This window comes from Sinorhizobium numidicum (assembly GCF_029892045.1).
Lineage (GTDB): Bacteria > Pseudomonadota > Alphaproteobacteria > Rhizobiales > Rhizobiaceae > Sinorhizobium > Sinorhizobium numidicum.
Genome location: NZ_CP120367.1, coordinates 325,252 through 338,938, shown reverse-complemented (window position 1 = coordinate 338,938; position 13,687 = coordinate 325,252). Strand labels below are relative to the sequence as shown.

Genomic DNA, 13,687 nt, shown 5'->3' with positions numbered 1-13,687 from the left:
GCAGCTGCAGCCGCAGTTATCGACTATGCCGACTTTGAGCGCCAGGTCCGGAGTGTTGCGGTCAGTGGCACGAGTGTCATGAGCATGCGCAGCGAATAGACCCCGCTCAGCATCGCGGCCAAGAGACCAAGCGCCGTTGCCTGCCAGAATGGCAGCACGAGAAGGGCAGCAAAGACGGCCCCTGATGTGGGCAGAAAGATCAGCCCGAGCTTGCGGTTGGCCGTGGACCAGCGAAAGTCCGAGAGCCGCCGTGCGATCGCGTAGATCCATATGCTGTGCCAGACATAAAGACCGAAAAACGCAGCGCCCGCACCGAGCGAGCCGAATTTACCGACAAAGAGCCATGCCAGGCCGACATGGACCAGGGTTGCCGCAACTTCCGTCCAGAAGAAGGCGCTCTTTGCACCCTTGGCGAGAACGACGAACCCCATTGGCCATGCGATGACACGGAGCATCATTCCTAGGCAGATCCAGCGAAGAAGGTCCACTGCGGCATAGAACTCAGGAGAATAAAACAGTCTCATCACCAGCGGCGCAGCGGTCAATGTGGCAATGAGACCGGGCCCGGCAATGAGTATGCTGATCTGCGCCTGCTCGTTGACGAGGCGGTTGCATTCAGCATTGTTGCCTGCGACTGCTGTCAAACGCGGATAGAAATCAGTGCCCATCGACTGCAGGATGAAGCTGGCATAGAACCCGCCAACCGTCCAGGCCGCCTGGTAGAACCCAGCTGCGGTGATGCCTTCCGCTCTGAAGACGATGATGCGAATCGCATAGGCTGCCCCCAGCGTCAGGAACCCACTCGCCATGAAGACTAGGCCCAGTTTCAAGAGCGAAGCGGTCTCCTGCCGAACCTGCTGGGTTGACATCGGCGGTGTGCTTACGCGTATCCGCCTGCCGTACCACCAGCAGGTCGCAAGCGTGACCGCCGCGACGGCCACCAGAGAGGCCACAATCCCAGATGTGCCGAAGAGATAAATCAGGGGAATGGTGATCACCGTGCCGAAGAACGCCCCTACGACGTTGATACGGACGAGACTGGCAATGTCCCGCATGCCCTGGATCAGGGCGATTTGCCCGTCGGCCAGCAGGCGGAAAAGGATTGCCGCCGACAGCAGGGCGACGCCGGCGGCATGTCCGTTCTCGCCAAAGGTGAAATCTGCGACCGGAAACGCGAGCGCCGCGAGAAAAAGTGCCCCGACAACACCGAGGATGACGGATGTACGCCTCAGGACGTTCGCCGTGCGGGCGATCCTTTCCGTGTCACCGGTGCCCACCGCCGCCGCGATCTGGCGCACGCCGCTTGCCTGGATTCCGAAACCCGCCACCGCGTATGCAACGTCAGCTATGGAACTGTAAAGACCCATCAACCCCACCCCCGCCGGACCGAGGAGCAGGGCAATCGTCTTGTTGCGGGTGATGGCAAAGGCCACATTGATGAGCGACGAGCCGCCGATCAGAGTCGTCGACTTGAGGATCTGGGTATAGGTCTGCTCACCGCCGGAGCTTGCGCGCGAATCCATTAGACGTCACCTAGCCTTGACGCTATGGCGGCGCTCCGGCAAAGTTGTTGATTGATCCTGGTGGAGAATGCGCTGGACCACCGTTTCGGTGCTGATTTGCCAGGCGGGGAGATGCCAACCAAATGTCTTCTCGAACTTTTCGGTGCAAAGGCGCGAGTCCTGCGGGCACCGAGCTTTCGTCGGGTAATCGGCGCTGGCAATGTCGCGCACGTCTGCGAACGGGCCGCCATGCCTGCGGCTGGCGGCAAGGATCTGCCTAGCGAAACCGGACCGATTGCTCTCGCCCGCTCCGGCGAGGTGATAGACGCCGAAGCGATCTCTTATCGGTTGCGTAGCGATTATGAGTATTGCGGCCGCGAGATCGAGCGCCGAAGTCGGACAGCCGTATTGGTCGGAGACGACCGACAGTGTCTCTCGGCTTTCGGCAAGCCTCAGCATCGTCTTGACGAAGTTACCACCGAAGGGGCTATAGACCCAGCTTGTCCGCAGGATGATGTGATGCGGCGTAAGGCTCGCGATCGCGCGCTCGCCTTCGAGCTTGGTGGAGCCATAAACGCTGTGCGGCCTAGTCTCGTCATCTTCCCGGCGAGGGCCTCGACCCTCGCCTGAGAACACGTAATCCGTCGATAGATGAATGATAGGCACACGGAGACTTGCCGCTGCCTCGGCGACGCTCGCCGCTCCAACTACATTGACGGCGTAAGCCAAGTCGGGCTCGTCCTCAGCTCGATCGACGGCAGTGTAGGCAGCCGCCGAAATCACGATGTCGGGTTTCGCCGCTACGATCGCTTCTTTGATCGCAAGAGGCTCGGTAAGGTCGAATTCAGGTCGACCGAGGGTGATCAATTCGGCACCCCGCAGCCGTGCCGCGGCCTCGACGACGCTCGTAACGACCTGACCTTTCGTGCCGGTAACCAAGATTTTCATTGCGCTGCCACCGGCCTGCCGAGGCGCTCGCCCCAATAACTGCGATCACGGATCGGCTGCCACCACCAGTCGTTTTCTAGATACCAGTCGATCGTCTTGGCCAGTCCGGTCTCGAAACTTTCCTGCGGTTGCCAGTCTAGCTCGCGTTTTATCTTGGACGTGTCCATAGCGTAGCGCCGGTCGTGACCCGGCCGATCGGCAACGAAGGTGATGAGATTGCGGTAGCTTCCATCTTTGCAGCGTGGCCTCTTGTGGTCGAGAATATCGCAGATTGTCTCCACTACGCAGAGATTGCTGCGTTCCGAGTCTCCTCCGATATTGTAGCTCTCGCCGTTCTTACCCCTAGCAGCGACCAGTTCCAGTGCCCGCGCATGATCGTCGACATAGAGCCAGTCACGGACATTTGCTCCGTTGCCGTAGATCGGCAGGGGCTTGTCCCCTAGGGCATTCAGGATGACCAGAGGCACCAGCTTCTCGGGAAAGTGAAACGGACCATAGTTGTTCGAACAATTGGACAGAACGACAGGCAGCCCGAACGTATGATGCCAGGCGCGGACGAGGTGATCGGAAGCCGCTTTTGAAGCGGAATAGGGCGAAGACGGGGCATAGGGGCTGCGTTCGTTGAACATGCTCCCATCGAAAGCAAGGTCGCCAAATACTTCGTCGGTGGAGACATGGTGAAAGCGGAAGTTCTGAGCCTCTGGTTTCGACAGCCCGCGCCAATATTTCAAGGCAGCCTGGAGCAGCCGAAACGTGCCAAGAATGTTGCTTTCAATAAACGTCGTCGGTCCGTCGATCGATCGATCCACATGCGTCTCTGCCGCCAGATGCATGATGCGGTTGATATTTTCCGCACGCAGGAGATCTGCGACGAGTGCCTCATCGCATACGTCACCTTTGACGAAGCGGTAGTTAGGCAAATCCTCAATCTCCCAAAGCGACGCCTGATTCCCGGCATAGGTCAGCTTGTCGAGGTTGATAACCCTGTTTTCCGGGACCACCGCGAGATGTCGGCAAAGGGCAGAGCCGATGAAACCGGCGCCGCCGGTCACGAGAATGTTCATCCGCGGCCCCCTCCTTCCGGGAAGTCGAAGACCTCGGCCTCTTCCAAAGATGGTGCGCTCCGGTCCTTTTCTGATAGCTGGAGATCGGATGCGGGCAAAGTCCATATGATGCCAATGTAAGGGTCGTCGAAACGGATCGAACGATCGTGCGCGGCCGAGTAGTGGTTCGTGACCTTATAGATTACTTCGGTGTCGGGCTGCAGGGTTACGAAACCATGCGCGAATCCCCTGGGTACCAGGACTTGATTCCATCTTTCCGCGGAAATCTCGATCGCGATCCATTTCGCGAAACTTGGCGAGCCTCTGCGGATGTCGACCGCGACGTCGAGAATGGCGCCCTTCGCGACTCTTACCAACTTGTCCTGCGCGTAGGGCGGCAGTTGGTAATGCAGTCCGCGCAACACACCTTTGGTGCGCGAATAGGAGTGATTGTCCTGGACGAAATTCAACGTCACACCCAGTTCGGCAAGCTTTTGTGCATTCCATGTCTCGGAGAAAAAGCCGCGTTCGTCGCCAATCCTCTGGGGCAAAATTTCCAGAACCCCGTCCAACCCAAGCGGTTTGATCTCAAGGCTCATCCGACGTACTCCTCCACGCGGCGACGGAGATATGCGGCGTAGGCGGTCTTGCCGAGTGTACAGGCCCGCTTCAACACCTCCTCTGGTCCGAGCCAGCCCATGTCCAAGGCGATCTCTTCGGGGCAGGCTATCTGAACACCCTGGCGGCGTTCGACCGTCCGCACGAAAGACGAGGCGTCGTGCAAACTGTCATAGGTGCCGGTGTCCAGCCACGCATAGCCCCGGCCAAGCTGGCACACGTGCAACTCGTCGCGCGCGAGATAGATATTGTTGATCGTGGTGATCTCGAGCTCGCCGCGTGCCGAAGGTTCGATCGAAGAGGCGATGTCTGCCACGTCATTGTCGTAGAAATAGAGACCAGTCACCGCCCAGTTGGACTTCGGGATCGCCGGCTTCTCTTCGATAGTCGTCGCCTTACCGGTCGACTTGTCGAACGTGACTATGCCGTAGCGCTCCGGATCATCTACGCGATAAGCGAATACGGAAGCGCCTCGTTGCCGGGAAGCGGCCTCGCGGCAGACAGCCGGTAATCCGTTACCGAAGAAGATATTATCCCCCAATATCATCGCGACGTTGCCGCCGCCAACGAAGTCGCGGCCGATGATGAAGGCTTCGGCCAATCCATTCGGGTGCGGCTGCTCGGCGTAAGACAAGCTGAGACCAAGATCGGATCCGTCGCCAAGAAGCGCTTCGAAGCAGGGCAGATCGCGCGGCGTCGAGATTATGAGAATCTCACGGATTCCGGTGAGCATCAGAACGCTTAGAGGATAGTAAACCATTGGCTTGTCGTAGATCGGCAGGATCTGCTTCGACACGGCAATAGTGAGCGGGTACAGCCGGGTACCATTTCCTCCCGCAAGTATTATCCCTTTCATTTTCCCTCCCCCATACTTGCTTCGGCGGGCCGAAAACTCTGGCAATGACGACGGCATGTTGAGTGACGCACCGTCGACGCGAGTCATTGGCTGGGTCGCTCGGATCGTGGGTCGGCTAAACGAGACGAGCCCAGGGGCGCCGGAGACAAATCAGTGTTATGTGAAGCGCGACGAGCGATTCTGACGACGTCTCCAGGCATCAGTGCCGTCGCCTGAGACGCAGGAAGCTCGATAATTTTTCCGCCTCCTCTCCGCGTGATGATGAAGGTAACCGACCCGTCTTCTTCGTCGCGCTGCACCGAACCCTCAGCCGCAGAGAGCGTGTCAATCAGCAGTTTTTCCTTGGTCGCGCGCTGCAGTTTGAGCTGTTCAAGCGTCGCCTGTTCCGCCTGCAGTTCGGTCGCGATATCCGACTGATGCTTGTCAATGAGACCCTCGAGATTGCGCGTCGTTTCACTGATGTTCTGCCGGGCCCGCATGATGGCGGTCACGAAGTCCAGGCGATCGGCGCGATAGCCGGCGAGTTCGCGCTCCAGGTCCGACTGGCGCGATGAGACGGTGACGCCCCGTTCGACAAGGGTCTTCACGCCCTTGAGCTGTTGCTCGGCCACTACTATGCTGACCTCCGCACCGTCGACCTTTTCTTCGAGGACCCGGATTTCCTGCGTAAGGAGATTGCGCAGCTCGGAAAATGACTTCGATTGCCGCGCAAGCACGTTTGCACGTGCCGAAAAAATAATTCTTTCCTGGTTGTGGATTGCCGCGGCAAGCGTGCTATCGGCGCCAAAGGGCTGCGGAAATTGTATTTCCTTCGCTCCCGCCATCTCCGCTTGCAGCCTTGCTATCCTCGCATGGCTTCGCAGCAGCGCCAGGTCGGTTCCCTGCAATTCGCCGATGAGCTCTATTTTGTCTCGCGGCCCGGAATTTGTCTCGCGAAACTCGCCGCCGCTCATTGCCAGCGCCTGCAATGCGGTCAACCCGGGGCGGAACTTGTATTCCCCGGGACTTGCCACGTCTCCCACGACATACACCGGCGGGTATTCTAAGATTTCAACGGTCGTCTCGGGCACTTCGACTAAACCGATTTTGGCTTGCAGACGCTTGGCTATTTCTGTTGCAAGTCCTGGTGGGTCGAAATTGCCGACGGCAATCATTCCTAAGACTGGGAGTGAAATCGTACCCGCCTCGGAAACGATGAGTTCCCCGCCGAGCGCCTCCCATTGTTGGTATTCGCCCTTAGTGGGCATCCACTGGACAATCGTCAGGCGAAGTTTTGTTTGCGGGCCAAGCTGAGAGACATCAGCGAAGGCTGGGGTCGATATCCCGCTAAAGACGGCGAGTGCCCCCAAAATAAAGACCTTATGGAGCAAGGCGTGATAAGCACGGCGGGATCCGTTCATGTCTTTCCCCAGTCTCCGGGATCCGTTCATGTCTTTCCCCAGTCTCAATGCCGTTGCGTCGATCGCTCTGACGCCATGCGGATCAGTGTGCAAATTATCGGAATGTTGAGAAGGGGAAGGCAGGCGGTTCCGCTTCATCAATATTGATAAAGGCAGAAAAGAAGGCGCCGACCCACTACCCAACAGTATTGATATCTTCGGCTCCTGACCCTCGTTTGGTCGATCAAGGCAAGGCAGCGAGAGAATTAAATCTTGTGAGGCATCAGGTGGTGGGTAGCCCGTCGGGCAGACCTAATTCGTTCGGATAAAGTGCGGCGGATAAGCCAATTATTGCTCGCTACGCTTTTGCCCCATCCCTCAGCCCTTTTGAGCCGTCGCGATCGGCTGCGACCTGGGGTAAAGTCCCGAGAATGGAGCTGAAGCGCAGTCTGTGCTTTCAGCACAAGCCCGAGCCTGATGGGTGAACGGTGAGGTCATGGAGCTGCTGAACGGGCACGACTACGAGGATGCGGGATGTACTAGGCGGGCGGGTGCCGAGCCGCGACGTACTATCTTGATTGTAACAGACATCGGGACAGTTTCGGAAAGGCTGATCCATGCGATAGAGCGGGAATTCCCCTGGATTGTCGTTGAACAAGTCGAGCAGATCAGCGCGGCCTGCAATGCTTTTTCTCATCCGGTGGCGTTAATTCTCGTCGATGCGGCATTGATAAAAGAAAATGAAGATGAGGCGGCCGAGCTCCTGCGCATGCATCCCCATGCTCACACGGCCGCCATCGAGCCTCAAAACCGAGGTTTACCGGCGCGCCTAGCGACTGTCCTCGAATCCCCTCTCGCTCGGAGCGTCCTGCCAATGAACCTCCGGCTTGATGTATGGCTGGCGGTAATTAGGCTCATGCTTTGCGGTGGCGAATATCTCCCCCCCGGCCTGTTTCTGGATGCGAGGAGAAATGGACGCGCCTCAACACTTCCGTTCGGGACCGGTGCTATGACCGGCCCGATTCACAACAACGAGGCCAATATCGCGGAACTCACTGCTCGCGAACTGCAAATTCTCGAAAGGGTCTCCCGCGGCCTGCAGAACAAGCTGATTGCTGCCGAATTCCGGCTGTCGGAAAATACTGTGAAAATCCATCTGCACCACATCATAAGGAAACTGGGTGCGCACAACCGAACCGAGGCGGCCGCGCGCTTCCGCAGCTTCCAGGAGCGCGTCAGCCATCGATGAGCTCCGTCACACGTCTTGAGGACCTCGGTCGAAACGCGTTCGCGTAGGTCAGTACCGTCGCGTCTAGCCGGCGGTCCGAACAGGGGAAATGGGAGAGAAAAGGAGGCTGATAAAACGCATGACGAAGAGCGTAAACCGGAGCGAGGCCTGGCGCCCCAGACGCCAGGCCTCTAACCGCCGCCTTCCCCCCCGAAAAGCCGGCTGGGCTTCTGCTAACATGACGTTCAGCCTGCCTCCATTCACCTAGACGAATTACTCCCCTCCAACTACTGCAGCGCAGGCGCCGGCCTGGCGGTTCGGCTGGTAAGCGGAACAAAGGTAAGGCAGAGTGCGCGACCAGAAAGAAGGCACTTTGAAATCGCCGAAGCACTGCAAAGAAGCCTACAACGTGCTGCAGTGGGACACTAGCGAGGTCGGCAAGGGTCACGAGATCAGCCATGCGAACCGCGCCGATCGGTTCGGCGCAGACGAGCGAGGGCCGAGGATTCCCTGCCATCTTCCGCAACGAACGACTTCGATCCTATGTTGCCTTCATCCCGGCAAAGCGGATCGAAAGCCGCCTATAGAATTCTGACGAAGCTGGATAAGTTGATTAAACCGCAGACCGGCCGTTGATTTCACCAGACTGTAATCCTACCCGGAATCCACCCGCTCCATTCACCGCCAATCTCTACCAGCATTGTCAGGTGTTCATTGGCTCCTGAGGAGCTGGAGGGGAAGCGGGACCAAGAGACCCCACGCATCATCCCTGCGACTATGCTGTGCGTGTACGCCCGAAGGCGCGCAGCAACAGATTGATCGAGACAGCGACCTTGTCGATGTCGGGAACATCCTGGGAATAGCGTCCGGTATAAAGCTTGACGATCATCTTGTCGCGCTCGGAACCGCGCAGGTCGAAATGGAGATGGAGGTAATAGATCCGTTCGTCGCCAGGGCGGCTGATGCCCCTTCGCCGCTGGGTCACCTGTTTGAGCTCCGACTGAAGTGGCTGAAAGCCTGGAAAGACGAGCCTCACCTGCGTGGATTGGAAGCGCGTTTGGGTTGAAACCGCGACCACCGCCTTCTCGAGGGAAAGGCTCACCAGACGCCCCCTGACTCCATCGACACCAGCGGGCTCGTCGACCTTGAAAGCCTGGAAAAGGCGCCGCGGTTTTTCAAAGCATATCAGCGAGGCGATGACGAGCACGACGATATTGATGCCCGCCCAGAACGCGGCGATCACCGAAAATGCCCCCTCGATATGCGCCGTTTCCGGAACGATGTTGATCACCAGGCCGAGTGCAGTGACGATGATGAAAGCGGCAATCCAGGTGAAAGTATAGGCATCAAAGGCGTTCGCCTCATTGGCGCTGCCCTTGGGCGTCACCTTGAACGGTTTGCCAAAGGGCCGCACCAGACTGGAGAGGACCGTGGGCAGCATGCGGAAGGTCGCGAATGTGCCGACGGCGCTGGAAATCAACGGTAGATATCGCGTCGGCGTGATCCAGACCATCAGCAGGAAATAGGCCGTCAAGAGCGGCACCTGATGGGAGACATAGTCGGAAATATCGGTGAAATCGAGCGGCAGGGCTCCGAACCAGAGATAGACGATCGGAACCATGAGCACCATGAATCGGACCAGATATTGCACCAGCCACGACATCGGCAGGAACATGACCCGCTGAAAGAGAGAAAGTCCCGGCCCGCGCAAGGGACCATTGTGCAGGTAGAGCGTCTGAATTCCGCCCTGGCACCAGCGCTCGCGCTGAACGAAATAGCCGGTCAAATTTTCGGCCGCCAGTCCCATCGACAGTCGCTCGTTCAAATAACGGGTCTTGTAGCCCTTGTTGAGCATCGAGAGCGTGGTCAGCAGATCTTCGGTGATCGACTCGGTCGGGAAGCCGCCGATCGCATCGACTGCTTTGCGACGGGCAATCGAGCACGAACCGCAGCAGAAGCTCACGTCCCAGACATCGCGGCTCGGCGCAATCTCGTCGAAGAACAGGCGCTGCTCGTCCGGCCAGATACTCTCGAGGCCAAGATTGGACTGCACCGGATCGACGTTGAAGAAATGCTGCGGGGTTTGCACGATGCCAATGGTCTCGTCGGAAAAGAACGGCAAAGTCCGCCTGAGAAAATGCCGGTAAGGCACGAAATCGGCATCGAAAATGGCAACGAAGTCGCCGGAACTGAAGCGCAGCCCGTTGTTCATGTTGCCGGCTTTGGCGTGAGCGTTGTCGCTCCGCGTCACATGGATAGCGCCGCGCCCATCGCAAAAGGTCTTGAGCCAGTCGCGGCGACCGTCGTCGAGCACATAGACCTTCAGCTTGTCCTTGGGATAGTCGAGCGCCAGCGCTCCAATGATCGTCCGTTCCAGCACATCGAGCGGTTCGTTGTAGGTCGGAATGAAGACGTCGACCGTCGGCAGTTCAGCTTGCTCACCGGCGAAAAACGCCCGCGCGAGCCGGTCAGCTTCGGCGCTGCGGTCGACGTAGCGACTCATCAGGATCAGAAACAGCACCACCTCGGAAAAGGCGAGAACCTCGACGAAGAACAGAAACCAGACCCAATAGAAGTTGGCGCCGTCGTATGGATAGGGAAGAACGGTCTCAATGAAACGCCAGATCATGTAACGCAGAGCAACGGCGGCTACGAAGGCACAGGTGATCGCCCGCGCCCAGGTCTGATGGCGCGACCAGTTGGATGGTCCGATAAGGAAGAAGGCGATTACCAACAAGGTCGGCGCCAGCGCTAGAAGAGATTGAACCACAGGCTTTCAATCCACTGCGTGAGCCGAGGCCCGCCTTTTGAAAAACGCACCTGTACCGTGCGACCGGTCTGGCAGAAATTGGCGAAGTCGGTGTTGAGCGCCGAGGGCGCGAGCGAGACCCGGATACGCGCATTGCGGTCGTCGGCCTCCGGTTCGTTCGCGGCAAGCCCGTCCTTCTCGGAGGTTGCGAGGCTCCCCCTCACGGATCGCACTATGCCTTTAAAAACATCGCTTCCCCCGAAAAGCCGTACCTCGGCGTCCCGTCCGGGAAAAATTTCGTCGAAATTGACCTCAGGCACGAGAATATCGACGAACAAGTCGCTGCAATCCAGAAGGCTTATCAACTCGTTGTTGAGGACGACGTTGGAGCGGTTCACGATATTGCGGCTCCAAACGACACCATTGAAAGGCGCTGAGACGATCGCAGATTCAAGGCTGCGAACGCGCTCCCTCTCCTCGATCAGTTGCTTTTCGGCCTCAGCGGCACGTGTCTCGTTTTCCGCTATGCGTGTGTTGAGGTCGTTGATGCGGACGATGACTTCGTCCTGGCGCTGGCGCGAATAGGGCACATCGTTTTGGCCGTCGCCAATAACGAATATACCTTGCCGGACCGCCTCCAGCCTGTGCTGCAATTGCTCGACCGTCAGATTGCTGATCTCCACCTCTCCGCCCGCGGCGGCCCCCGCGGCTTGAGCCGTCTCCACCATCTTCCTGGTGAAAATGCCTTTCGATTCGAGCGCCAGCCGCCGCTCGAGATCGACTTGCGCGACAACGTCCTGCGCCTGGGAAACCGCGACCCTTTTGCGCAGAATCTCGACTTCCCGCTCAAGGCTGGCCACGGTTGCCTTCCTGTAAATGTCCAATCTAGCCGACAATTGGTCCCGAAGTTGCGCCAGTTCGTCCCTTTCCCGCTGAAGCGCCCCAACGCGATCCAAGGCAGTGGTGTGCTCGGCCTGGAGCGAGGCAAGTATTGCCCGGTTCACGCGAGTGTTTTTGATCGTCGCCAGAGGCTGCCCCTCAATGACCGGCGTTCCGACTTTGACCGCAACGTCTGCGATGGTTCCGTCGATCGGCGCATTCAGAACGGCAAGCCGTGCATTGACTGTCCCATCCAGGCTTGTGAAGCCAGTCAGGTTCGGCAACAGGAGGATAACGGCAAGTATCAGCAGGAGTATGCCGACGGTAACACGCGTGATGCGGTGGTTCAGGATCATCCTAGACGTCTGCACCCCCTTACCCTGCCCTAAAGGCAGACACGGATTAATATCGTATCAACCGACACGACCAACTTTTGCCGAGACCAGTTGGTTGGAACAACCGTCGCGTTTCGGATTTCAAAACGGCATTGCTCCTTCACACCATCTAGCGAGATTCTGCGTCGGACAATCCTAAAAATTGTGTGCTTTACTGGCAAATTCCACGGGTACTGGCGCTAGAGTCCGCGGCTCGCGGAAATTAAACTGCCATTGGCGTCTAGGAAATACAGGCAGTTTCACAAATTGATATTTCCCTTTGGTCGAGCGGCATTGACCACAACACTTTCTGCGATAACTTTGAACGGACTTGGCCCGGAACTACATTAACGTGGTCGAGTGTGATTCGGTCGCCAAGCGGCACGTAACGGAAGGGAAAGGCAGGGATGCCGGACGCTGATATGACGCCGTTTGTTTCATCCTCCGTCGAAAGCTACTCTCTCGCCAACACCGATGAGCTCGTTTCTCTGTATGACGAGAGCTTTCACCTCATCGACTGCACGGGCAAGCACAGAGAAACATATGCGGTCGACACTTTGGTCGAAGCGACCCTGTGGCACATCTATCCGGAACTGTTAGCTCCCAAATCCAAATCCGCCGTCGAATTCGTTGTTACAAGCGGTCTGCCGCGGAGCATCGAAATCGCAGACACCACAACGGGAGATCGTCGGACCCTGCTCATTTTTCGCGCGTCCAACGGTATCGGCGTCGTTGAAGCGGAGAGCAGTTCTACCCGCCGTGAGACCTCGAGCCAGAGCGAGAACGACCGCGCCCTCCTCCTGTATCATGCGACCCACGATGTCTTGACAGGGTTGCCAAACCGGCGACAGTTCAGCGACCAGTTGAAGGCCGCCCTTCCGGTACCCACAGGCGTCAGACTGGCGCTGATGCAAATCGATCTCGACGATTTCAAGCCGATCAATGACACGCTGGGCCACGGCGCCGGCGACACCGTTTTAAAGATGGCAGCCGAACGAATAAGGAGCGTGCTTGGAGATCGCGAGCTTGCTTATCGGCTGGCGGGCGACGAATTCGCGGTCATTCAGTGGAAGGTCGATCAGCCGAGTGAGGCCGAGCGTCTGGCGGATGCCATCGTTAATGCTTTCAAGGAGCCCTTCACTGTCGAGGACATCAATGTTTTCGTCGGAGCAAGTGTGGGAATCGCCGTTGCACCCGCAGACGGAAACGAAATCGAGCAGTTGATGAAGGCAGCAGACATTGCGCTTTATGCAGCAAAGACCGAGGGCCGTGGGCGCGGGCGGACTTTCAGCCGCTCTATGCTCATCGTGCTCGAACAACGGGAGATGTTGCGGCGCAGCTTGCGTACCGCTCTACAAGAAAACCAGCTCTTTATCGAGTACCAGCCGCTCGTGAACTCAAAATCGGCAATCGTCGGCTTCGAAGCACTCGTGCGGTGGCGCCACCCTTTCGGGGGCATCATCCCACCGAGCGTCTTCATTCCCATGGCTGAGTCCGACGGTCTCATGAGCGAAATCGGTCAGTGGGTCCTGGGGCAGGCCTGTCGCGCGGCAATGAACTGGCCGTCCCATTTCACCCTAGCAGTCAACCTTTCGCCGGCGGAGTTCCTGCGCGAGGGTATTACCGATCGCGTGGCTCAGACGATAGACGCGGTCGGGATCCGCCCTGAACGGCTTGAACTGGAAGTCACCGAGTCCGTGCTGCTGGAGCGAACGACGAATAATCTCGATACGCTCAACACGTTGAACGTGCTTGGCGTCCAGATCTCGCTCGATGATTTTGGCACCTTCTACTCTTCTCTCAGCTATCTGAAAAACTTCCCTTTCGACACGATCAAAATCGACAAATACTTCATCAAGGATCTTGAGAGCGACGAGAAGAGCCAGACGATCGTCCGATTTATTATCGCGCTCGCCCATGGACTTGGAATGAGCGTCACCGCGGAGGGCGTGGAGACGAGGGGTCAGGCAGCTTGGCTCTTTAAAGAAGGATGTGACCGGCTGCAGGGGTATTTTCTGGGTGCCCCGATGCCTGCCGCAGCGATTCAAGATTTCCTTCGCCGAGCGTCGTTCGCGATCCTTTAGGGTTTCTCAGGGCCCCGGTTTAGGGCC

The 13,687-nt window shown here is 58.0% G+C and carries 10 protein-coding genes; 2 read left to right on the top strand and 8 right to left on the bottom strand.

Annotated elements, in window-relative coordinates:
- Positions 1–23: 23 nt before the first annotated feature.
- The 6 genes from PYH37_RS01595 to PYH37_RS01570 form a co-directional block, all read right to left on the bottom strand.
- A complete protein-coding gene (locus PYH37_RS01595) occupies positions 24–1,523 on the bottom strand; it encodes an O-antigen translocase (protein ID WP_280731713.1) in 1,500 nt (499 codons plus the stop codon).
- Between the two features lie 6 nt (positions 1,524–1,529).
- Complete coding sequence (gene rfbD, locus PYH37_RS01590; protein ID WP_280731712.1) at positions 1,530–2,450, bottom strand: dTDP-4-dehydrorhamnose reductase; 921 nt, start codon at positions 2,448–2,450, stop codon at positions 1,530–1,532.
- A complete protein-coding gene (gene rfbB, locus PYH37_RS01585) occupies positions 2,447–3,514 on the bottom strand; it encodes a dTDP-glucose 4,6-dehydratase (RefSeq protein ID WP_280731711.1) in 1,068 nt (355 codons plus the stop codon). Before rfbB ends, rfbD begins: the two co-directional genes overlap by 4 nt.
- Positions 3,511–4,092, bottom strand: coding sequence for a dTDP-4-dehydrorhamnose 3,5-epimerase (gene rfbC / locus PYH37_RS01580; RefSeq protein ID WP_280731710.1), 582 nt, complete (start codon positions 4,090–4,092; stop codon positions 3,511–3,513). The genes rfbB and rfbC overlap by 4 nt, the downstream gene beginning before the upstream one ends.
- Positions 4,089–4,967 carry a glucose-1-phosphate thymidylyltransferase RfbA gene (rfbA, locus tag PYH37_RS01575; RefSeq protein ID WP_280731709.1) on the bottom strand — a complete coding sequence of 293 codons (879 nt, stop codon included), beginning with the start codon at positions 4,965–4,967 and terminating at the stop codon, positions 4,089–4,091. Before rfbA ends, rfbC begins: the two co-directional genes overlap by 4 nt.
- 83 nt (positions 4,968–5,050) lie before the next feature.
- Entirely contained in the window at positions 5,051–6,367 is a 1,317-nt protein-coding gene (locus tag PYH37_RS01570; RefSeq protein WP_280731708.1) for a polysaccharide biosynthesis/export family protein, read from the bottom strand.
- Between the two features lie 475 nt (positions 6,368–6,842).
- Here PYH37_RS01570 and PYH37_RS01565 point away from each other — a divergent pair, with 475 nt between their 5' ends.
- Positions 6,843–7,595: a helix-turn-helix transcriptional regulator gene (locus PYH37_RS01565; protein ID WP_280731707.1), complete on the top strand. Its 753-nt coding sequence runs from the start codon at positions 6,843–6,845 to the stop codon at positions 7,593–7,595.
- Positions 7,596–8,349: 754 nt separating this feature from the next.
- Here PYH37_RS01565 and PYH37_RS01560 read toward each other — a convergent pair.
- Together PYH37_RS01560 and PYH37_RS01555 are read right to left on the bottom strand one after the other, a co-directional pair.
- Positions 8,350–10,344 carry a glycosyltransferase gene (locus tag PYH37_RS01560; RefSeq protein WP_280731706.1) on the bottom strand — a complete coding sequence of 665 codons (1,995 nt, stop codon included), beginning with the start codon at positions 10,342–10,344 and terminating at the stop codon, positions 8,350–8,352.
- Positions 10,326–11,558, bottom strand: coding sequence for an HlyD family secretion protein (locus PYH37_RS01555; protein WP_280731705.1), 1,233 nt, complete (start codon positions 11,556–11,558; stop codon positions 10,326–10,328). Before PYH37_RS01555 ends, PYH37_RS01560 begins: the two co-directional genes overlap by 19 nt.
- Positions 11,559–11,983: 425 nt before the next feature.
- On the opposite strand from PYH37_RS01555, the gene PYH37_RS01550 reads away from it, so the two are divergent.
- Positions 11,984–13,660 carry a putative bifunctional diguanylate cyclase/phosphodiesterase gene (locus PYH37_RS01550; protein WP_280731704.1) on the top strand — a complete coding sequence of 559 codons (1,677 nt, stop codon included), beginning with the start codon at positions 11,984–11,986 and terminating at the stop codon, positions 13,658–13,660.
- Positions 13,661–13,687: the final 27 nt, after the last annotated feature.